Below are 21,280 nucleotides of genomic sequence, written 5' to 3' on the forward strand. Positions count from 1 at the left end.
CCGGGACGGGCACCGATGGACCGGACGCGCACCGCCCGCCGGGCGGCCCTCACCGTGGCGGGCGCCGAGCTGCTCCACCTCGCCCCGGCCGCCGTCCGCCTGCCGCCCGTGCGCCGCACCCTCGCCCGGCGCACGGCCGGGTACGGCGACGCGGACCGGCACGTCGCGCTGACCTTCGACGACGGCCCGGACCGGCGCAGCACCCCGTACGTCCTGGACGCGCTGGACGGCCTCGGTGTCCGGGCCACCTTCTTCCTGCTCGGCACGATGCTGGAGCGGGCCCCGGAGCTCGGCCGCGAGCTGGTGGCCCGGGGTCACGAGGTGGCCGTGCACGGCTGGTACCACCGCCCGCAGTGGTACCCGGCCCCCGCCCGCGACCTGCGCGAACTGCGCCGCGCCACGGCGGCGGTCACCGAACTCTGCGCGGTCCCTCCGTCCTGGTACCGCCCGCCGTACGGCGTCCTGGCGGCCGGCCCGGCGCTGGCCGCCCGCCGCCTCGGCCTGCGCACCGTGCTCTGGACGGCCTGGGGCCGGGACTGGACCGACGACGCCACCGGCGCCTCCGTGTACGCCACCGCCCGCCCCGGCCTGTCCGGCGGCGCCACCCTCCTGCTGCACGACTCGGACTGCACCTCCGCCCCCGACTCCTGGCGCGCCACCCTCGCCGCCCTCCCCCTGATCGCCGCCCACTGCCGCACCCACGGCCTCACCCTCGGCCCACTCCGCGACCACGCCGTCCCGCCCCGCACGGGCCGGACCGGCTAGGGAGTGTTCGCAGAGTCCCGCCGGATCAGGCGAAACTCTGCCAACACCCCTAGACCAGCCCGACCTGGGCCAGGGCGGCCGCGAAGCCGGTCCGCCAGCCCTCCGGGGAGGCGCCGGCCGAGGGGGGCGGGGCCGGGCGGTCCAGGGCGGCGAGGGCGGTGCGGACCACGTCGGCCGGTCGGGCGGAGGTGACGTCGGCGTGGCCCAGCTCCAGCTCGTGCTGGAGGTTGTCCCGGCCGTGGCCCTGGACGACGTCCAGCAGGAGCAGGCGGCGGCCGAGTGCCCGGGCCTCGCTGCAGGTGTCCCCGGAGCTGGTCACCACCAGGTCGGCGGCGGTCATCAGGGCGGGGATCCGCTCGGTGTAGCCGAACGGGTGCAGGCGCGGACGGTGGCCGGCGGCGTGGCGCAGCCGGCGCTCCAGCTCGCGGTTGCGCCCGGCCACGGCGAGCACGTGCGGCCCGGCGTCCGCCAGGTCGGTGGCGGCGCGGGCGAGCGGACCGAGCCCCCAGGAGCCGGACATCAGCAGCACGCACCTGGCGTCGGGCGGCACCCCGAACTCGGCCCTGGCCGCCGCGCGGGTGGGCGGGTGGTAGAACGGCGCCCGCAGCGGCGCCGGCAGCACGGCGATCGCGGCCTCCGGCCGGTAGCGCCGCACCGCGCAGGCCGCGACCTCGGAGGTGACCAGGAAGAGGTCGGTGCCCTCCTGCACCCAGAGCCGGTGGGGTGTCACGTCGGTGCAGAGCACCAGGTGCCGGAAGGCCGGCCCGCCGGCCCGCCGGGGCAGCCGGTTCACCGCCGCGGTGGCGGTGGCGAACACCGACACCACCAGCTCCGGCCGCTGCCGCGCGACCAGCTCCCGCAGGGCCGGGACGAGCCTGGTCCGCGCAGCGGCGTCGGCGAGCAGGGCCGGCCGGGCGCCGGGGCGCAGCGCGGCGAAGTGGAAGGCGTCGTAGACGCCGGGCAGGTCGAGCAGCCGGCGGAAGACCGCCTCGCCGACCGCGCCCGCGCGCTGTCCGAGCAGCGCCATGGCGTCCACCGTGGCGGTGGTCCAGCCGCGCGCCCGCAGCGAGTCGGCGCAGGCCTGGGCCATCACGTCGTGGCCCTGCCCGAGCGAGCCGGAGACCAGCAGGGCGTGCGGCACCGGGGGCGCCGCCTCAGGAGCCGCCGGCCGCGCGGCCGGCGCCCGGGCCGCCCTCGTCGCGGTACCAGTCCGCGTAGCGCCGCACGCCGTCCGTGAAGGTGGTCTTCGGCGACCAGCCGAGCAGCCGCTTCGCCTGGGCGGCCGAGATGCGGCGGCCGTCGTAGTCGGCGGCCCGGGCCTCGATGTGCGAGATGGAGACCGGGCCGAGCAGCCGGTCGACGGTGTCGGCGATGTCCCGGACGGAGACGGCGGTGGAGCCCTCCAGGGCGAAGGTCTGGTCCTCGGCGGCGGGGGACAGGGCGCGCACGTGGGCGTCCGCGAGGTCCTCGACGTAGACGAAGTTGCGGCTCTGCCGGCCGTCGCCCGCGATGGTGATCGGCCGGCCGGCCAGCGCGGCCTGCACGAACCGGGCGACCACCAGCTCGTCCCGCATCCGCGGTCCGTACGGGATGCCGTAGCGCAGGATGGTGAAGTGCTGCCCGTACAGCTCCCGGTGGCTGTGCACCAGCATCTCGGCGGCCAGCTTGGTGGCGACGTACAGGTGCCCGCTGCGCTCCAGCTCGATGGGCACGTGCTCGTCCAGCTCCTGCGCACCGCCGTCCAGCTGGTCGTCGGTGAGGGCGGCGCCGTAGACCCAGACGGTGCTCGCCAGCACGGTGCGGCTGAGGCCGCTGCGGCGGGACGCCTCCAGGACGGCCTCGGTGCCGTCGATGTTCATCCGCACGGCCCGGACGGGGTCGGCGGCGACCTGCTCGACGTCGGCCATGGCTGCGAGGTGGAAGACCACCTCGCAGCCGTCCAGGGCGCTGGTGAGGGCGGTCAGGTCGAGGATGTCGATGCGGGCGTGCTCCGCGTCGGCATTGAGGTACTTGTCGGTGGTGTCCACCGCGAGCACCTCGTGGCCGGCTGTGATCAGCCGGTCCACGACGTGTGAGCCGATGAATCCGCATCCCCCGGTGACGGCTACGCGCACGGTCTCTCTCCTTGTCCGGCCTTCGCCCGGACCGTCCGGTCCGGGGGCGTCCCGGTGGTTCCGGTGGTTCCGGGCTTCCTGGTGGTTCCGGTCATCGGGACCGGCCGACCCGTCCGGCGGCCCCGGCGGTCGCTGTGGGTCCGGCGGCCCCGGTGCTCTCGGCCGTCCCGGTCATCCGGCGAGCCGGCGGTGGACGGCGGTGACCGCCTCGATCACCTGGTCCGTCTCGTCCTCGGTCATGTCGGAGTGCACCGGCAGGCAGATCTGCCGGGCGCAGAGGTCCTCGGCGACCGGCAGCGGCCCGCGCCGGTAGGGGGCCAGCACCGGCTGGAGGTGCAGCGGCAGGTCGTACACCTCGCCGGAGAGCCGCACCCCGTGCTCCTCGGCCACCGCCCGCTTGAACGCGGCGCGGTCGACGCCGGCCGGCAGCAGGGCGACGTACTTGTAGTAGTTGCTGCGGCAGCCGACCGGCTCGACCGTCGGCCGCAGCCCGTCGAGCCCGGCGAGCGCCGCGTCGTACCGCTGGGCCACCCGGCGCCGGGTCTCCACGAACTCCTTGAGCCGGCGCAGGTGCACCGCGCCGACGACGGCGTTGAGCTCGCTCAGCCGCCAGGAGGCGCCGAACCGGACGTGGTGGTTGGTGGTGAACGAGCCCTTGCCCTGGTCCCGGTGGATCCGTGCCTCGTCGCGCAGGTCGGACGACTCGGTGAGGATCATGCCGCCCTCGCCGCTGGTGGTGACCTTGGTCGGGTAGAACGAGAAGGCGCCGGCCAGGCCGAACGACCCGGCCGCGCGCCCGGCGTAGCTGCTGCCGTGCGCGTGGGCGGCGTCCTCGACCAGCGGGATGCCCCGGCGGTCGCAGATCGCGCGCAGCTCGTCGACCTCGGGGGTGATCAGGCCGCCGATGTGCACCAGCACCACGGCGGCGGTGTCCGGGGTGAGGGCCGCCTCCAGCGTCTCGGGGGAGAGCGCGAAGGTCGCCGGGTCGACGTCGGCGAGGACGGGGCGTCCGCCGGCGTGGACGACGGCGGCGGCGGTCGCGTAGAAGGTGACCGCCGGGACGACCACGTCGCGGTCACGGACGTCGACGGTGCGCAGGACGATCTCCAGCGCGGCCGTCCCGCTGGCGACGGCCACGGCGTGCGAGGCGCCGTGCTCGGCCGCGAAGGCCTGCTCGAAGCGCTCGGTCCAGGGGCCGAGGGTCAGCGCACCGGTGGCGAGGATCTCCGCCACCGCGTCCGCGACGACCGCGCGGTCGCTCTCGTCGAACACGATGCGAGCGGCTGGAACGCCCATGAGGCCACCTCCGGCGGCAGGATGATCAGATCATCGAGCGGGTTCGTTTCCGGCCGGACCGGACAAATCGGTCGGGCCAGGCACATCACGCTACTTCGCCTGCCCGTTCCCGGCCCGTCGTCACCGACCGCCCGGGTGACTGCCCCGGTGACCGGGCGGTCACCGGACCGCCGGGGCCCGCCGGACGTCGCCGTCCGCCCCGGACCACCCCGGTGGAGGCCGGGCCGGGGAGCCGGAAGGCCCGGCGGCTGCTCCCCGCGGTGCAGCTGACGTACTCCGTCCGGGTGCCGCGCTACTGCGCACGGACTACGTGAACGGCCTGCGCAGCGAGGACGACGCGGCGGCCCCCCGCGATCGAGGATGGCCATGCTCCGGGCGCCCCGGGCCGTGCCGCGGCCCCGGGCCCGCCGCCGCACCCGTGAACGTCATCCGAAGGAGTCTGCTCTCCCGTGGCCACATTCCTGTACCGCCTGGGCCGATGGGCCTTCCTCAGGTGCCGCCTGACGACCCTCCTCTGGGTCGCCCTGCTGGCGACCGCCGGAGTCCTGGCCGCCAAGGCACCCGCGGCACCCGACGACGGCTTCGCGATGCCGGGCACGGAAGCACAGCAGGCCTTCGACCTGATGGACGCGCGCTTCCCCGGCAGCACCGCCGAGGGCGCGTCGGCCCGCCGGGTCTTCGTCGCCCCGTCCGGGCAGAAGATCACCGCGGCCACCCACCAGCAGGCCGTGGAGCGGACGGTCGCCGAGCTCGCCCACGGCGAGCAGGTCACCGGCGCGGTCAGCCCGTTCCAGGCGGGCACCGTCTCCGAGGACGGCTCGACCGCCTACGCGACGATCGGCTACGACGCCAAGCCCGGCTCCCTGGGCACGGCCGCCACGGATGCCCTCCAACAGGCGGCGCAGCACGGGCGGGACGCCGGCCTCACGGTCGAGATCGGCGGCTCCGCGCTCTGGGCGGCGGGGAGGTGGGCGGCACGTCGGAGGCCATCGGCATGGCGATCTCCGCCGTCGTGTGGTGATCACCTTCGGATCCCTGGCCGCCGCCGGTCTGCTGCTGACCGCCCTGGTCGGCGTCGGCCTCGGCATCGCGGCGATCACCGCCCTCGGCAGTACGCTCAGCCTCTCCACCACGACCAGCACGCTCGCGATGATGCTCGGCCTCGCCGTCGGGATCGACTACGCCGTCTTCATCGTCTCCCGCTACCGCGCCGAACTCCTGGAGGGGTACGAGCCGAAGGAGGCCGCCGGCCGGGCGGTCGGCACGGCCGGCTCCGCCGTGGTCTTCGCCGGGCTGACGGTCGTCATCGCGCTGGCCGGGCTCTCCGTGGTGGGCATCCCGATCCTCGCCAAGATGGGCATGGCGGCCGCCGGTACGGTCGTGATCGCGGTCGTGATCGCCCTGACACTGGTCCCGGCCCTGCTCGGCTTCCTCGGCGACCGGGTGCTGCCGCGCCGGGCCCGGCGCGCCGCCCGCCGGGGCCGTGTCGGCCGGCTGCGTGCCGTCGCCGACGGCACCACCGCCGGGAGCCCGGTGGCCCCGGCCGCCGCCGAAGCGGAGCGGCAGCCGGCCAACGGCGGCACCCGCTGGGCCCGCCTGGTGCTGCGCCGCCCGGTGGCGGTGCTGCCGTGGGCCTCGGCGTCCTCGCCCTGCCCGCCCTCGATCTGCGGCTCGGGCTGCCGGGCGCGGAGTCCCGGCCGACCTCCACCACGCTCTGACCAACGAGGAGATCGCCGAGCGGATGTACGTCAGCCCGTTCACCGTCCGGACGCATGTGCACCGCGCGATGTCCAAGCTCGACGCCCGCGACCGGGCCCAACTGGTCGCCATCGCCTACCAGTCCGGCCTGGTCCCGGCCGCCCGCGCGGCACGCCCGCCGCGCTCAGCCCGGTCGCCCCGCTGTACCGGGCTCCGTGGAGCCCGTCGCGCCCGCGAGCCCGGGCGCGCCGGGTTGACGGGGCACCACGGCTGCTGCGGCCGCCGGGCGTTGGTCCCGCGACCGGCCCCGCGCTGTCCGGCCCCCGGCAGCCGCGCTGTTCGGGCGGCACCGTTACCATGCGCACGATGGCCCGCCAGCGGGGCGGCCGGAGCTGCTTCCCCGGGTGAGCGGGGAGCGGGAGGGGCGAGGATGTCAGGCATGGGGTGGATGTCAGGGAACCGGCAGGAGCGGCGCTGGCCGGGGGTGGACCTGCGGATGGACGTCCCGCACTCGGCCCGGGTGTACGACTACCTCATCGGCGGCAAGACCAACTTCGAGGCGGACCGGACCGCCGCCCACGCCTCGGTCAAGGCCTGGCCGGCCCTGCCGACCTCGATGCGCACCACCCGCACCTTCATGCAGCGGGTGGTCCGCCACCTCGCCGAGGAGCACAAGGTCCGCCAGTTCCTGGACATCGGCACCGGGATCCCGACCTCGCCCAACGTGCACGAGATCGCCCAGGGCATCGCCCCAGAAGCCCGCGTCGCCTACGTCGACAACGACCCGATCGTGCTGACCCACGCCCGCGCGCTGATGTCGAGCACCGAGGAGGGCCGGACCTCCTACATCGACGCCGACTTCCGCGACGTCGACTCGATCATCGGTGCCCCGCAGCTGCGCGAGGTCCTGGACCTGACGCAGCCGGTGGCGCTCTCGCTGATCGCGATCGTGCACTTCGTCCTCGACCAGGACGACCCGCAGGGCATCGTGCGGCGGTTCATGGACGAGCTGGCCCCGGGGAGCTTCCTGGCGCTGACCGTCTTCACCGGGGACACCGACCCGGTGGGTGTGGGCGGTGTCGGCCGCGAGTACAACGCGCGTGGGATTCCCCTGCAGATCCGCGACAAGGACGAGACGCTCGCCTTCTTCGACGGCTACGACCTGCTCGACCCGGGCGTGACCCTGGTCCACCAGTGGCGGCCGGACGCGGAGGCGGCGCCGGTGCGCGACCAGGACATCGCGATGTACGGCGGCGTGGCCGTCAAGCGCGGCTGAACCGCCCGCCGCCACCGGGGCGGCCCCGCCGGTGCCCGCCGCACCCGTGCCCGCCGTTCCCGTGCCCGCGGCGAGGGCGGGCACGGGAACCGTCAGCCGCTCCCCCTGCGGTCCGGTGCCGGGAGGTGCCGAACCGGGCGTCCGGGCCCGGGGGAGCCCGGACGCCGACATCTGCTCCTCGTAGGAGAGGAATCCCGGCGAGCGGTAGGAGGCCTGGTTGCGCTGTCCCTCCGGCGTCGACTCGTGGCCGGTGGAGAACCGGGCGAGCTCCACGCTCCGGCGGTAGTGCGCCGGGTGGACGAGCCCGTCCTGGACGTAGCGGACGCGTTCGCCGTCGGAGACGGTCCCGGCCGGCCCGAGCACCGCGACCGACGCGTCGCGCGCGGTGACTCCACACCCGTGGAATGCGGGCGCTCCCGCGAGACCGCCGAGCGCTCCGTCTGGCCGGCTGGGCCGAGTACGGCTACCGCGCCAGCCACTCCCGCTACTTCTGGGGCCCGCGCCCGCACCTCGTGTGCACCCTGCACGGCCTGCCCGTCGGCCTTCGCGCTGACCGGCGCGAAGGCCGACGGACGCGAGACCCCTCGGCAGGCTCGACGCCGAACCGCACCTCATGGCGGCCCGCCCGGGCCAGACCCTGATCAGCGACCGGCGGTACTACGGCCGCGCCTTCGAACGCGAACGCGCCGAGTGGGGAATGCGGCTGCTGCGGCCGGCCCGCAAGGCGAGCCCTCGCGGGCCGGATCCGCCCTGGTAAAGCCGCTACGGCAGATCATCGAGTCCGTCAACCAGACCTTCAAGGCCCAGCTCGACCTCGAACGCCACCAAGGCCGCACACCGACCGGGGTGATGGTGCGTGGCCTACAACGCACCCTCGCGCTGACCAGTGCGATCTGGCACAACGACCACAGCGACCAACCCGCCATGCGCTCGCTGACCGCCTACGACCACTAACCCTTCGCCTCATTCATCCAGGGGACAGAGCGGACGACGGCGCCCGGGACCTCCGGATCGACGGCTGCCCGGCGGGGCGCGGTGGCACACTTCGGACAGGCCCCGGGGGTGACACCCCACGGGGAAGCCGAGCCGGCTCGTACGGATGTCCCGTCGCGGGCACGAACAGCACCGAGCGGAGGGCCGCTGTGGACCGGATCGATCCCGCCGGGCCGCACCCCGTCGGCTCCACCACGCCCCATCCCGGCCATCCCGGCCATCCCGGCCATCCCGGCCAGGTCGGCCAGGACTGTCGGGACGGCAGCTGGGTGGTCGGGATCGATGTCGGCGGCACGGGAGTCCGGCTCGCCCTGGCTCCCAGCGGGTGGCCCGCCGACCTCGCCGGTGCCCGGACCGACCGGATCGCGGCCCCGGCCCGGATCACCGCAGGAGGGCACGACGCGCAGGCGTTGCTGAGCCGTGTACTCCCCGCCCTGGGCACGCTGATCGCCGGCCTGCCGCCCGGCGCGCGGATCGGGGCGGTGGCCGTCGGGGCCACGGGCATGGCCCTGCTCGGCCGGGACCTCGCCCGCGAACTCCCCGTCCCGCTCGCCCGCGCGACGGGTGCGGACCGGTTGGTGCTGGCCGGCGACGCCGTCACCGCCCACGTGGGCGCCCTCGGACGTCGGCCGGGTGTGGCCGTGGCCGCCGGGACCGGTCTGGTCTCGATCGGCGTCCACCCGGACACGGGCTGGCACCGGGCCGACGGATGGGGCCAACTGCTCGGCGACTGCGGCAGCGGCGGCTGGATCGGCCGGGCCGGCCTGGAGTCGGCGCTGCGCGCCCACGACGGCCGGACGGGCGGCTCGGCCGTACTGCTGGCGTCGGCCGAGCGCCGCTACGGCCCGGTGGCCGGCCTGCCCGCCGCCCTGCAGCCGCGCCCCGATCGGGCCGCCCTGCTGGCCGCCTTCGCCCCCGACGTGGTCGACGCGGCCGACGGCGGCTGCCCGGTCGCGGGCGCGATCGTGCGGCGGGCGGGGGAGGAGATCGCGGACGCGGCCGCCGCGGTCGTCCGGGCCGTCGGGCTGCCGGACCCGCGGGTCGCCCTGACCGGGGGCCTGTTCGCCCTGGACCGCCTGAGTGAGGCGGCACTGGCGGCGCTGACCGACCGCCTCCCGACGGCGCGCCCGCACCGCCCCGACGGGCCGCCACTGCTCGGCGCGCTGCGCCTGGCGGCGAGCGCCTCCGGCACCGCGCTGCCCTGGCCGGTCGATCCACCGCTGCTCGACGTCCGCACCCTGACGGACGGCCGGGGAGGACCTTGAGACCCGGACCGGTCGGACGGTCCGCGCCAACCGAGCGCCCGGGCCCGGCAACCCGGTGGTCAAGGGTGTACGGCCCACCTCCCGAGGGCCGTCGCACGGCTTCGTGCCGCGGGCAGCGGCGGCTGCCCGATCGGGCAGCGTGCCCCCGTGGCCCGGAGCCGATCCAAGGAGGCGGTTGACACCGGAAGTTGGTCTAGTCCACCGTAGGGGAATGCCAGTCGGCGGCGCGGGGGCGCCTTGGCAGGAGTCCCCGTCGTGGGCATCAACTGCCAAGCTAAATCGGTGAGTTGTGGCGGTCTCGGGGTGTGGTCCATTCGGTGGCCGGTCACGCCTTCGCCGTGCCCCGGCCCGTTCGGTCCTTCGGGCCCGTTCAGCCTGTCCGGCCGGTTCGGGTGGTGCCGGCGCCGGTGGTGGTGCCGGAGCCGCGCCCGCTGCCGACACCGGTGGGCGCCGGTCCGGGCGCCGCAAGGAGTACCTGATCGGCGTGGTGGTAAACGGACTCGACCTCTGGAGTGACCGGAACGGATGCCGGACGGCGCTGCGCCGGTCCACGGCGCCCCCAGCGCTTCGCCACCGCGCGCACCGGGTCTGCGGTACATGCTCGACCTCGCCCAACTCGCGGTAACAGCAAGACACCTGATGACCGAACGGAGAACTGGCATGCGCAGAATCTGTCTGGCCCTGCCCACCAACCGGGCCTGTGCCGAGACGATTTCGGCGATCGGCAAGGAGGCCGCGTACGCCGCCGAGCACTTCGAGGTCGAGGTGCACCTGGTCGTCCTGGACTCCTCGGACGCGTCGACCTTCGCGGCGCACGCGCGCGCCGTGGCCGAACTGCCCGGGGCGGCGGGCGTGGTCGTGCACCACCTCGACGAGGCCCGCCAGCGGGAGTTCCTGGAGCGGGTGGTCGACGCCGCCGGCGTCGCCGAACCGGCCCGGCTGCTCGATCTGATGCTGCCCGACGCCGTCTCCTACGGTGCCTGCACCAACCGGGCGTTCCTGATCGCCGCCGCCCTCGGCTGCGACTCCGTCCACCGCCGGGACTCGGACAGCGACTACCAGGTCCTGGGCGGGAAGCCGGTCTTCCCGATCCACCAGGAGCTGCTGTCGCTCGGGAAGCGGGCGGCCGACGCGGAGGCGGCCGTCACCAAGAGCGAGCTGGAGCCGGCGGACGCCGAGAAGCCGGTGTCACTGGTCGGCAGCTCCTTCATCGGTGAACTCTCCGTCGACGTCAGCGAGATCCGCGAGCTGGACCCGGCTCTCTACTACGACGTGGTCAGCCTCTGGGCGCCGCCCGTCTGGTCCGAGGAGGAGAAGCGGCAGCTGGTCGAGGCGTCGTTCACCGGGGGCGGGACGGACCCGTTCACCGCCGACGAGTCGGTGCTCGGGGCTCCCGACATCTGGCAGGTGGACATGTGCAACATCGGCTTCGATCACGAGGTCTACGAGCGCGTCCCGCTGCCGCCCGCGACCGAGACCATCGGCAGTGACTACTTCCTGCTGCACGTGGTCCTGGACGCCACCCTGCCCGGCGTGGTGCACAACCGGCACATCGTGAACTACTACACCCCGGGCCGCCGGAGCGGCGCCGGATTCACCGCCTACCAGCTGCGGTTCACCAAGTTCCTGCTGTCGATGCTCTACCTCTACCCCGTCTACGGCCGGATGATGGCGGCCGGCGGCGAGCTGCTCGACGAGCAGCACCACGTACGGGTCGACACGATCCTGGAGCTGGTCAGGGACAGCGCCGGGACGGACCGGGCGGAGAACGTCCACCGGCTGGACGTCCTCGACCGCTCGTACCGGCAACTGGGCGGGAAGTACGCGGAGTTCGCCGAGCACCTGGCCCCGCTGCGGGAGCGCCTGCTCGACGAGGCCAAGGCGGACGTCGAGGACTTCGCGCGACTGATCGCCGCCTGGGGCCCGATGGTGGCGGCCGCCCGCACCGACGGCCTGACCGGCCCGGGCGGCAGCCCCGCCGGCGGAGCCGGTGCCACCGTCGGAGGGGCCGAGTAGATGACGGACGACATCAGCTTCCGCCTGCTGGCCGACGAGGACTGGGACGCCGTCGTGGCGCTGGAGTCCGACGCCTACGCGGCGGACGACCTCTCCGAGGGCCGGGAGGCGCTGCAGTCCAGGGCGCGTTCCTCACCCGACACCTGCTTCGTGCTGGAGCACGGGGGCAAGGTCGGCGGCTATCTGCTGAGCCTGCCCTACCCGCTCTACCAGTGCCCGGACCTGGGGCAGGTGGAGGAGGCCGACTTCCAGTCGCGCAACCTGCACGTGCACGACTTCGTCATCGCGGAGCCGCTGCGCGGCAAGGACGTGGCGCTCCGGTTCATCCGCCACATCCGCGAGGAGGCGCAGGAGCAGGGCTTCGAGCGGATCTCCATGGTGGCGGTCCGGCGCAGCGACATCCTGCTCGCCCTGCTGGGCTACCGCACCCACCGCGAGGTCGCCGTTCCGGCCTGCTACGGCAAGCGCGCGGTGTACATGTCCATGGAAATCTAGCCGCACCCGCCGACCGGCGGTACGGCACAGGAGCCGGGAGCCGGGAGCCGGGAGCTGGGAGCCGGGAGGCAGGGCGAAGGGCACAGGAGGCAACGGACACCGGGCTCGCTCCAGCGGGCGGGCCGCCGGCCGATGTTCTCCCCATGAGCACATGTCAGCCGCCCGTCGAGCGGCATGCCTCCTGGACCGAGCTCTTCCTCGACCTGGTCGTCGCCACCCCCGGCAGCCGGGTGCTGCGACTGGCGTAGGAGCGGCTGGAGCGCCTGATCAGGAAGCGGGGGACCGCGGAGCGCGTGCCGGTGGTCGAGGCGGCCTACGCCGACGCCCCGCACCCGGTGGAGCGGCTGGGCCTGTTCGTCATCATCGTGCTGGGCGAGGGGGTCATCCAGATCACGTCGGTGGCGGGGGAGGCCGTCTGGCGCGCGGCCCTGGTCCGCGCCGCGGCGGGCGGCTTCGCGCTACTCATCGGCTGGTGGAGCATGTCGCTGCCGCACGGGTACGGCGGTGTGCCGAAGGACGGCCCGGGCGTCCTTCCGGTGCGCGTCATGACGGCGCTGCACGCCGCCACGACGTGCGCGCTCGCCGTCCTGGGGGCCGGGCCGGGCCTGGGCCTCGCGCACCCGTACGGCCACACCCCGGAGGGTGCGCGCCGGCTGCTGTGCGGGAGCCTCGTCGGGTACTTCGGGGTCGGCGTGCTGGCGGCCGCGGTGGCCGGGGCGTCCTGGCGGCGGACCCTGCGCTGGGCGCTGCCCTGCCTCGGGCTGACGCTGCTGCTGGCCGGGTGGTCCGGCCACTTCGGCGTGGGGTGGCTGAGCTGGGGGCTGACCGCGGCGGTGGCCTGGCAACTCCTGTGCGCGTCGGGCGTACCGGCCCGCCCGGCCCGGCGCCGTGGCGTGTGAAGGACGCCCGGGCCGCCGTCCGCCCGGGCCGTACTCGCCGTCCCCCGGACCCCGTTCGCCGTTCGGCCGGAGTGATCGCGACGCGGCCTATACTCGGTCTGCTTGACCGGCGAACGGCACAACGGGGGGCGTTCATGGAGAGCTACACGGAGACTCCGCTGGGCCTGATCATCCTGGTCCTGGGCGGCGTCGCACTGGTCGTGCGGATGGTGTCCTTGCCGCTTCTGATGCTGGCTCAGCAGGCCACCCGCCATCGCGCGATCGGTCGCCTCGCGGGCGCGGGCGGGAGGGTGGCGGTGCCGTCGGGGCTGACGGCGGCGGCGGTCGGTGAACAGGTGCTCGTGCTGCTGAGCGCGGCCGGCCTGCTGGCCCTGCTGAACTCGACGATCGCCGACACCGACTTCGTCTACATGATGCCGTCGATCGTCTCGGAGAGCCCGCTGGCCATCGCCCAGGCCCTGGACGTCCACTTCTCCATCACGCAGCCGATCTACCTCATCCCGGCGGTGGTCGCCCTGCTCGGCTGGGTGTTCCTCTGGCTCCTGACGCAGCGCAACCTGCTGGTCGTCGGCATGCCCCCGGGGGCCGGGACGACCACGGGCAGTATCGTCCGGCTGATCGGCGGCTTCGTCCTCCGCGCGGTGCTCGGTGCACTGGTGCTGCCGATCGGGGTGGTCGAGGGTGCGCTGATGTTCCAGATCATCGCGCTCGTGACCAGCCGGCGCCCGCTGGCCGGCGGTGCCGGCCGCACGGCCCACGTCCCGGCGGATGCTCCGCCCGCCGCCCGGCCCGCGCCCTACCTGCCGATGCCCGCCGCCCCGGTCGACGCGCCGTGGTCCGTCCCCGCCCCACCGGCGCCGCAGGGCGCGCCGGCTCCGCTGCACCTCGGGCGCGTCGAACCCGCCGGGCAGGCCGGACCCGCCTCACCCGCCTCACCCGTCGGGCACGTCCCGCACCAGGCGCTGTACCCGCACGAGCCGCGGACGATCGGCGGGTACCAACTGCTCGGCCGGATCGGGGCCGGCGGCATGGGGACGGTCTACCTGGCCCGTCGGGAGGGCTCGGCCACCCAGGTCGCGTTGAAGACGATCAACCCCGAACTCCTCGGGGAAGCCGACCTGTTGCGTCGCTTCGAGCGCGAGGCGGAGGTGCTGGCGATGGTCTCCGGCGCCTACACCGCCCGGGTGCTGGACGCCGGTGTGGACTCCGGGCGCCCCTACCTGGCCATGGAACTGCTGGACGGCCGCCCGCTCGACGTCCATCTGCGCGAGCAGGGGCCGATCCGCTCCCCGGAGGCGCTGCGGGCCCTCGCGCTCGCGCTGGCCGTCGCGCTGCGCGGAGTGCACCGGCTGGGGCTGGTGCACCGGGACCTCAAGCCCGCCAACATCATGCTGACGACGGCGGGGCCGCGGCTGCTCGACTTCGGCATCGCGGCGATCGTCGACGGCACCCGGCTGACCCGCACCGGCGGCGGCCCGGGGACGCTGACCTACATGGCGCCCGAACAGTTCGGCGACGGGCCGGTCGGCCCGGCGGCGGACGTCTGGGCCTGGGCCTGCTGCGTGGTGTGCGCGGCCCACGGGGGGAGTCCGTTCGCGGCCGCCAGCACGGGGGCGGTGATCCGCCGGATCGTCGACACCGGCCCGGAGCCGACGGCTCTGGCAGCCCTCGCCGCGCTCGACCCGGCGCTCGCGGCGGTGGTCGGCCGGGCGCTGAGCGCGGACCCGCAGACCCGCCCCGGCGACGGTGGCGCACTGCTGGACCTGCTGACGACGCGCCGCGGCCCGGGCAGCACCGAGCCCGACGCGGGCGCGCTGCGCGAGGAGATCACCCATGGGTGGCGCACCCTCGCCCTCCGGGCGGACCAGGACTTCCCCCGACAGTGACCGCCTCCCCGGTACCGGAGCGGTAGCCGGAGTCCGCTCCGGTACCGGAGAAGACCCGGGCACCGGCTCGGGCCGCCGAAAGGCTGACGGTCCTTGCCGTCCTACCCACGGCGGCGCACCATCGGGCACACGGTGGCCGGCCGTCCGGCCGCGGGCTCGGGGCCCTCTCACAGGGCGAAGGGCCGGTACCCCAACGCCTGACCGACGACCTCGGGAGCCGTCGGCTGCCTTCCCTCGGGCCAGAAGATCAAGTCGCTGCCGTAGCCGCTCGGACAGCCGAGGGCCTTGCCCAACGCCACCACCACCCCGCACGGCTCGGCATCGTCGGCACAATCCGCGTCCATGATCTTCTGCGCCCACGCAACGGCCGCTTCATGAGCCGTCTCCGTCACAGCCACCCCTTCCCATGGGGGCCGAGCCCGGCGCGTCACCTGATCGGCCGGACAGCTCCAGGGCGCGGTGCCGCTCCCACGGCATCGCCGGCCCCGCCACCGAAGCGTGCCGCAGCGAGTGCAGGACGGCGCCGGGCAGGCTCACCTGCTGGGCGGCGGCCTCGGCGTGCACCCGCTCGGCCCGGCCTCCCGGGAGCGCCGGCTGCGCGGGCCCGTCGACGAGTGCCGGGGGCCGCCAGCCCGCGTACCCCTTCTCCGGCCGGTCGGGTGCCGCGGTGCTCGCCGGGCGCCCCGGCCCGTCGCGGCGCAGGATGGAGATCCCGGGTGTCCCACGACGGCACCGGCGACACGGGAGGCTGCGGTGAACGGGAGGCTGCGGTGATCGGAATGGCTGACATCAGGGAGTGGCGCGGCCACGCCGTGGTCGACGAGAAGGACCACCGGATCGGCACGCTGGAGTCGGTGTACGTGGAGACGGCCAGTGACCAGCCGTTCTTCGTGACCGTCACGGTCGGCCTGCCGTCCCGGCGGCGGCTGGTGTTCGTCCCGCTCGACGGCGCCGTGGTCGGGCCCGGCTACGTCCGGGTCGCGTTCGCCAAGGGCGTGGTCAAGCAGGCGCCCTCGATCGGCACCGACGACGTGCTGCCCGCCGAGGACGAACCGGCGGTCTTCTCGCACTACGCACTCGCCTACACCCCCGGCGCGGGCGGTGAGCGGCGGCTGGCCAGGCGCTGAGCGGCCCGGGGGAGGGGTGCGTACGGGTCGGCCCCGGCGGCCGCGATACCCCACGGGGTACGCTGGAGGCTCGGTCACGACGGCGGAAGGCGGCTCCCGGGATGCAGGTGGACGAGGAAGCGGTGGGCGCCGTCCTGAACCGGCTCCGTCGGGCCCAGGGGCAGCTGGCCGGTGTGATCGCGATGATCGAGGCAGGCCGGGACTGCAAGGACGTCGTCACCCAGTTGGCGGCGGTCTCCCGCGCCCTGGACCGTGCCGGATTCAAGATCGTGGCCAGCGGGATGCGCCAGTGCATGGCCGCCGCCGACGGGGAAGCCCCGCCGATGAGCGAGGCGGAGCTGGAGAAGCTCTTCCTGACCCTCGCCTGAGGCCGGAGGGCCCGACGGCCTGGGCCCCGTCGCACGCCGTGAGCGGCCGCGCCGATCGGCGGAGAACGGTCCCGGCGGAAGGTGGAGGCCATGGACGACATCGGCTTCGGCCGGGCGATGGAGGGCCTGCTGGCAGCCTCCCAGCGGATCGGCCCCGGTGAGCTCGCTACGGCCGTCCGGGACGCGGCCCGGACGATGGGGCTCACCGACGCGCTGGTCCTGCTCGCCGACGTGCGGCAGGTGCGGCTCGCACCGCTGCTGCCACCGGCGGCGGAGGGCACCGACGCTCCCACCGGGCCGGTCGTCGTGTCTCCGCTCCGGAGGCACTGCGGCGGCTGATCCACGCACTGCTGGAGCGCCAGGACCACCGGCTCACCGACGACGCCACGATCGTCCTGGTGGAGTGGCACCCCGCCCACTGATGCTGGGACCCCGCCCTCTGATGCAGGGACCCCGCCCCGGCCGGCGACGCGGTGAGCTGCCCGCGGTTCCGTCCCGGATCCGGACCGGGCGTGAATTCCCGGCGCGCCGTGCCCCGTTCGGCGCACCGGGGTGGGAGGCTCGTCTGTCCCCGCAGGGCAGCCGCCGACCGGCAACCGCCCCGCGCACCGAACGCCGAACACCGCACCGCCGAACGCCGAACACCGCACCGCCGAAGGCCGAACACCGCCTCCGCCGGACCGGCCGGACCTGCCCCACATCCCACCCCACCACGACCCCCGGGCCACCACTGATGACCGTCTCCATCGCCCTGCTCACCCAGGATCTGCGCCTGCACGACAACCCCGTGCTCCGGGCCGCCGCCGAGGCCGCCGACGAGGTCGTGCCGCTGTTCGTCCTCGACCCCGAGGTCGACGCCGCCGGCTTCGCCCCGCCCAACCGGATGGCCTTCCTCGCCGACTGCCTCACCGACCTCGACGCCGCGCTGCGCCCGCTCGGCGGCAGGCTGCTGCTGCGCCGGGGCACCGCCGCCACCGAGACCGCCCGGCTGGCCACCGAGGTGGACGCCGTCTCGGTCCACGTCGCCGCCGGCGTGAGCGCCTTCGCCCACCGCCGCGAGCAGGCCCTGCGCGACGCCCTCGGCTCCCGTCTGCACGTCCACGACGGCGTGCTGACCGTGGCCGTACCGGGCGCGGTCAGCCCCGCCGGCAAGGACCACTACGCCGTGTTCACCCCGTACTTCCGGACCTGGCAGCAGGCCCCGCGCCGGACGGTGCACCGCGCGCCCCGGGCGCTGCGCACGCCCGAGGGCCTCGCCAGCGAGCCCGTCCCGGCCGTCACACCGGATTCGCCGGGGCTGCCGCCGGGCGGTGAGCGCCCCGGCCGCAAGCTCTGGCAGGGCTACGCCCTGGAGCGGTACGAGGAACTGCACGACGACCTCGCCGCCGACGGCACCTCCCGCCTCTCGCCCTACCTGCACTTCGGCTGCGTCTCCGCGGCCGAGCTGGTGGCGTCCGCCGAACGACGCGGCGGCAGCGGTGCGGAGGCGTTCGTCCGGCAGCTGGCCTGGCGGGACTTCCACCACCAGGTGCTCGCCGCCCGCCCGGAGGCGGCGCACGCCGACTACCGGTCCAAGGGGGACCACTGGCTGCCCGACGACGCGGAGTCCGAGGCCTGGCGCCGGGGCCGCACCGGCTTCCCCCTGGTGGACGCGGGCATGCGCCAACTCGCCCAGGAGGGCTGGATGCACAACCGGGCCCGGCTGGTGACGGCCTCGTTCCTGACCAAGACGCTCTACAAGGACTGGCGGACGGGCGCCGCCCACTTCCTGCGGCTGCTGGTGGACGGTGACTTGGCCAACAACCAGCTCAACTGGCAGTGGGTGGCCGGGACCGGTACGGACACCCGGCCCAACCGGGTGCTCAACCCGCTCGCCCAGGCGGACCGGCTCGACCCGGGCGGGGCCTACGTCCGGCGGTGGGTGCCTGAGTTGGCCGACCTGCCCGGTCGCTCCGTGCACCGCCCGTGGCGGCTGGACCACCCACCGGCCGACTACCCGGCACCGATCGTCGAACCCGAGACGATCTCCGCCCGGCTCCGCCACGCCCGCGGCCTCGACTGAGCCCCCGGCCGAACCGTCGGTTCGGGGCCCCTCGCGGGCCAGTAGGGCGACATGACGAGCGGTCAAGTGTACCGGCCGGAGGTGTTGGAGCGGTTCTGACACGCATGGTCCCCGCCGACGGGGGTAGCCGGGCGTGCACCACTGCTGCAACAGAAGGGGGGCGCACGGTGCCCGAGATCGTCGAGGACGTCATCGAGGCCTGTCTCGTCGGCCCGGAGCCCCGGCCGGTGCTCATGGGGCTGCGCTACGACCCGGCCGACCCGTTCGCGCTGTCGCTCGGTTTCGGGGCCGGTGCCTCGCTCGGACTGGAGGGTGCACTGTCCTGGACGGCGGCCCGCGAGCTGTTCGGGGAGGGGCTGCGCAAGCCGTCCGGTCTGGGGGACCTACGGGTCCGGCCGTGGGCTCCCGGCGTGATCGCCGTCGAGTTCCACGGCGACGAGGGCTGTGCCGTCCTGGTGTTGTCCTCCCGGGACATGGTGCACTTCCTCCGCCGGACGTACGAGGTGGTCGCCCCGGGGACGGAGCACCGGCTGCTCGACTGGCCGGACACGGTGGCGGGCCTGGTGGGGGAGACCGGCTGAGCGGAGCGCGACGACCGGGGGCGGTGGCGACCTCAGCACGAGGCTGCGTCGCCGCCCCCGGTCATAGGCGGGCTTCCGCCCGGAGCGGGCTTCGGGCGCAACCACCCGCGTCGGCCGGCGAGCCGGGGAGAGCCCGGTACGACGAACAGCCGACGCACGAGGATCGACCGGAGCACGACGAACACCACGGCCCGGGCGGGGAAACCGCCCGGGCCGTGGCCTGTGTCCTGCTGACCCCTGAGTGCCCTGAACCCTGAGTGCCCTGAACCCTGAGAGCCCTGACCCTGAGAGCCCTGAGAGCCCTGAACCCCGAGAGCCCTGAAGCCTGAGCCGTTCAGTGCCCGGGAGCGAGTCGGGCGGCGTCGATCTCGACCCAGACCGCCTTGCCCTGGTCGTGGCGCTCGGCGCCCCAGCGGTCGGCGGCCCGCTGGATGATGAACAGGCCGTGGCCGCCGGGCAGCCCCGGCCGGTGCGGCAGGCGGGGCTCGGGGAGCGCGGACTCGCCGTCGCTCACCTCCACCCGGAGCCGGGCCGCGGACGCGTCCAGTACGAGTTCGAGCGGCCCGCCGCCGTGCATCATCGCGTTGGCCACCAGCTCGGCCACGAGCAGCACGACATCGTCCGCCACGTCCGGGTCCGCGCCGCTCTCCGGAGCCAGCCACGCCCAGTCGGCGAGCGCCTGCTGGGTGAAGGCACGCGAACGGGCCACCGGCTTGGGCAGGCCGGCCAGCCGCAGCCGCCGGCGTTGGCCGGCCTCCGGTAGCGCGGCTCCGGACCGGTTGTCGTCCAGGGTGCCCCGGCCCCTCGTCATATGCGGTTCACCCCTTCGTGCGGTTGCTGTGGCTCGTCGTCCGATCGGATTCCCGGGCAGCGCCAGGATATTCCTGTGACGGCCGTTCGACTGGTCGCCCGTGGTCATGGGCGGGCGGAGCGGGCCGGATCGCACGGTCGTGCTCAACGGACGAGCGCCGCGCCGACCGAGTCATGGATGGAGAACACGGCGCCGGCGCCGGTCAGTTCCAGGACGCGGGCGACCGGCGTGGCCACGGCCGCGAGGCGGAACTCCACCCCGGCGGCGGAGGCGGCCAGGCGGGTCTTCAACAACAGGTTCAGGCCGGAGGAGTCGCAGAAGCCGACGCCCTCCAGATCGACCACGACCAGGGGGGTGCCTTCGTCGACCAGGGAGGTCAGCGCCCGCTCGGCGGGCAGGAGGCTGTCGATGTCGAGATCACCCGCCACCGCGCAGACCGCCGCCTCGGCGTCGGCCCGCCTTATGTCCACGGTCAGCGCGGGCGGCAGAGTGCTCGCCGCCGCCGTGATCCGGTACTGCTCGTCCTCGACTGGCATCGTGGTTGTCTTTCCCCTCCAGAGAGTTCCCTTCGACCATACGCGGGGGAAAGCCCGCGGCCAAGGCGCACGCCCCACAGGAGGAGTGACGCCCCGGCCGCCGGGGTCGCTCGGTCAGTCCTGGTCCAGACCGGCGCGGAGCCGGCCGAGGATCCGGCTGAGCAGCCGCGAGACGTGCATCTGGGAGACGCCCAGCCGGGCGCCGATCTCGGACTGCGTGAGCTCTTCGGTGAAGCGCATCGAGAGGATCTGCCGGTCACGCTCGGGCAGCGCGGCGATCAGGGGCTTCAGGGCGACCAGGCTCTCGATCTTCTCCAGCCGGCCGTCCTCCATGCCGAGCCGGTCGGCCAGGGAGCCCCGGGAGTCGTCGTCGGTGGACTCGGAGCCCAGGTCGAGCGACCCCACGGTGTGGCCGTTGGCGGCGGTCAGCCCCTCGGTCACCTCCTCCGGGGTGAGCGACAGGTGCTCGGCCAGCTCGGCGACGGTCGGGGCGCGGTCGAGCCGCTGGGTGAGCTGCTCCTGGGCCCTGGCCAGGGTCAGCCGCAGCTCCTGGAGGCGGCGCGGCACGTGGACGGCCCAGGTGGTGTCACGGAAGTGGCGGCGGATCTCCCCGAGCACCGTCGGCACCGCGAACGTGGTGAACTCCACACCGTGCCGGGAGTCGAAGCGGTCGATCGCCTTGATCAGGCCGACGATGCCCGCCTGGACCAGGTCCTCCTGCGGCTCGCGGCTCGAATTGAAGCGCCGGGCGGCGTAGCGGACCAGGGAGATGTTCAGCTCGATCAGCGTGGCCCGGACATAGGAGTACTCCCGGGTGCCCTCCTCCAGTGCGTCGAGCCGGGCCAGCAGGGTCCGGGTCAGCTCACGCGCGTCGGCGGGGGAGACCTCGCTCGGTTCGGCGATCTCGGGGAGCTCGGGAAGCTCGGTGATCTCCGGGGTCGTCGAGAGGCCGGAGAGACCGGGCGTTCCGGAGGTGGCTCCCAAAGGCCCGGCGCTCGGCCGGGCCTGGCCCTGAAGGGGGAACACGGGGGCGAGGAGAGCATCACTGGACGGAGCCATGTCGGTCCTTTCATCGGTTCCGCGACGGTCTGT

19 protein-coding genes and 2 pseudogenes are annotated in these 21,280 nt (G+C 74.7%); 14 read left to right on the forward strand and 7 right to left on the reverse strand.

Annotated features, from left to right (window positions below; translation table 11 throughout):
• Positions 1-15: 15 nt before the first annotated feature.
• On the forward strand, positions 16-765 hold the full coding sequence (locus ABZ497_RS20380) for a polysaccharide deacetylase family protein (protein ID WP_329491320.1): 750 nt from the start codon (positions 16-18) through the stop codon (positions 763-765).
• Positions 766-814: 49 nt separating this feature from the next.
• Here ABZ497_RS20380 and ABZ497_RS20385 read toward each other — a convergent pair whose 3' ends face one another.
• From ABZ497_RS20385 to ABZ497_RS20395, 3 genes are all read right to left on the reverse strand, one after another.
• A complete protein-coding gene (locus ABZ497_RS20385; protein WP_359807121.1) occupies positions 815-1,906 on the reverse strand; it encodes a hypothetical protein in 1,092 nt (363 codons plus the stop codon).
• Between the two features lie 13 nt (positions 1,907-1,919).
• Positions 1,920-2,879, reverse strand: coding sequence for an NAD-dependent epimerase/dehydratase family protein (locus ABZ497_RS20390; protein ID WP_359807124.1), 960 nt, complete (start codon positions 2,877-2,879; stop codon positions 1,920-1,922).
• 171 nt (positions 2,880-3,050) lie between these two features.
• Entirely contained in the window at positions 3,051-4,175 is a 1,125-nt protein-coding gene (locus tag ABZ497_RS20395) for a DegT/DnrJ/EryC1/StrS family aminotransferase (protein WP_359807127.1), read from the reverse strand.
• A 449-nt stretch (positions 4,176-4,624) separates the two neighbouring features.
• Between ABZ497_RS20395 and ABZ497_RS20400 the strand changes: the two are divergent.
• The 8 genes and pseudogenes from ABZ497_RS20400 to ABZ497_RS20435 all read left to right on the forward strand — a co-directional run.
• Positions 4,625-5,887, forward strand: a pseudogene (locus ABZ497_RS20400) (MMPL family transporter); the annotation flags it as partial.
• Between the two features lie 434 nt (positions 5,888-6,321).
• Entirely contained in the window at positions 6,322-7,149 is an 828-nt protein-coding gene (locus ABZ497_RS20405) for an SAM-dependent methyltransferase (RefSeq protein ID WP_359807182.1), read from the forward strand.
• Positions 7,150-7,536: 387 nt separating this feature from the next.
• Positions 7,537-8,103 (forward strand): annotated as a pseudogene (locus ABZ497_RS20410) (transposase); the annotation flags it as partial.
• A 188-nt stretch (positions 8,104-8,291) separates the two neighbouring features.
• A complete protein-coding gene (locus ABZ497_RS20415) occupies positions 8,292-9,407 on the forward strand; it encodes a BadF/BadG/BcrA/BcrD ATPase family protein (RefSeq protein ID WP_359807129.1) in 1,116 nt (371 codons plus the stop codon).
• Positions 9,408-10,067: 660 nt separating this feature from the next.
• A complete protein-coding gene (locus ABZ497_RS20420; protein ID WP_359807131.1) occupies positions 10,068-11,423 on the forward strand; it encodes a DUF6271 family protein in 1,356 nt (451 codons plus the stop codon).
• On the forward strand, positions 11,424-11,918 hold the full coding sequence (locus ABZ497_RS20425; protein WP_329491326.1) for a GNAT family N-acetyltransferase: 495 nt from the start codon (positions 11,424-11,426) through the stop codon (positions 11,916-11,918).
• A gap of 293 nt (positions 11,919-12,211) precedes the next feature.
• The gene (locus ABZ497_RS20430; RefSeq protein ID WP_359807134.1) at positions 12,212-12,817 is read left to right on the forward strand and encodes a low temperature requirement protein A; all 606 of its coding nucleotides are present in this window, start codon (positions 12,212-12,214) and stop codon (positions 12,815-12,817) included.
• 134 nt (positions 12,818-12,951) lie between these two features.
• Positions 12,952-14,703, forward strand: a complete 1,752-nt coding sequence (locus tag ABZ497_RS20435; RefSeq protein ID WP_359807136.1) for a serine/threonine-protein kinase — start codon at positions 12,952-12,954, stop codon at positions 14,701-14,703.
• Positions 14,704-14,870: 167 nt separating this feature from the next.
• On the opposite strand, the gene ABZ497_RS20440 is transcribed toward ABZ497_RS20435, so the two are convergent.
• Positions 14,871-15,095 (reverse strand): e9imm peptide, encoded by a 225-nt coding sequence (locus ABZ497_RS20440; protein ID WP_359807138.1) that lies wholly within the window; start codon positions 15,093-15,095, stop codon positions 14,871-14,873.
• Positions 15,096-15,473: 378 nt separating this feature from the next.
• On the opposite strand from ABZ497_RS20440, the gene ABZ497_RS20445 reads away from it, so the two are divergent.
• The 5 genes from ABZ497_RS20445 (at position 15,474) to ABZ497_RS20465 (ending at position 18,841) form a co-directional block, all read left to right on the forward strand.
• Positions 15,474-15,830 (forward strand): PRC-barrel domain-containing protein, encoded by a 357-nt coding sequence (locus ABZ497_RS20445; protein WP_359807140.1) that lies wholly within the window; start codon positions 15,474-15,476, stop codon positions 15,828-15,830.
• 101 nt (positions 15,831-15,931) lie between these two features.
• Positions 15,932-16,198, forward strand: a complete 267-nt coding sequence (locus ABZ497_RS20450; protein WP_359807143.1) for a metal-sensitive transcriptional regulator — start codon at positions 15,932-15,934, stop codon at positions 16,196-16,198.
• Between the two features lie 90 nt (positions 16,199-16,288).
• Positions 16,289-16,537: a hypothetical protein gene (locus tag ABZ497_RS20455; RefSeq protein ID WP_359807145.1), complete on the forward strand. Its 249-nt coding sequence runs from the start codon at positions 16,289-16,291 to the stop codon at positions 16,535-16,537.
• A 394-nt stretch (positions 16,538-16,931) separates the two neighbouring features.
• On the forward strand, positions 16,932-18,260 hold the full coding sequence (locus ABZ497_RS20460) for a deoxyribodipyrimidine photo-lyase (protein WP_359807147.1): 1,329 nt from the start codon (positions 16,932-16,934) through the stop codon (positions 18,258-18,260).
• A 167-nt stretch (positions 18,261-18,427) separates the two neighbouring features.
• A complete protein-coding gene (locus tag ABZ497_RS20465) occupies positions 18,428-18,841 on the forward strand; it encodes an SsgA family sporulation/cell division regulator (RefSeq protein ID WP_359807150.1) in 414 nt (137 codons plus the stop codon).
• Positions 18,842-19,175: 334 nt separating this feature from the next.
• On the opposite strand, the gene ABZ497_RS20470 is transcribed toward ABZ497_RS20465, so the two are convergent.
• The 3 genes from ABZ497_RS20470 to ABZ497_RS20480 form a co-directional block, all read right to left on the reverse strand.
• Positions 19,176-19,652, reverse strand: a complete 477-nt coding sequence (locus ABZ497_RS20470; RefSeq protein WP_359807152.1) for an ATP-binding protein — start codon at positions 19,650-19,652, stop codon at positions 19,176-19,178.
• A gap of 143 nt (positions 19,653-19,795) precedes the next feature.
• Positions 19,796-20,188, reverse strand: a complete 393-nt coding sequence (locus tag ABZ497_RS20475; RefSeq protein WP_352296515.1) for an STAS domain-containing protein — start codon at positions 20,186-20,188, stop codon at positions 19,796-19,798.
• Between the two features lie 114 nt (positions 20,189-20,302).
• A complete protein-coding gene (locus ABZ497_RS20480) occupies positions 20,303-21,214 on the reverse strand; it encodes a SigB/SigF/SigG family RNA polymerase sigma factor (protein WP_359807154.1) in 912 nt (303 codons plus the stop codon).
• Between the last annotated feature and the right edge of the window lie 66 nt (positions 21,215-21,280).

This window comes from Kitasatospora sp. NPDC005751 (assembly GCF_040630835.1).
Lineage (GTDB): Bacteria > Actinomycetota > Actinomycetes > Streptomycetales > Streptomycetaceae > Kitasatospora.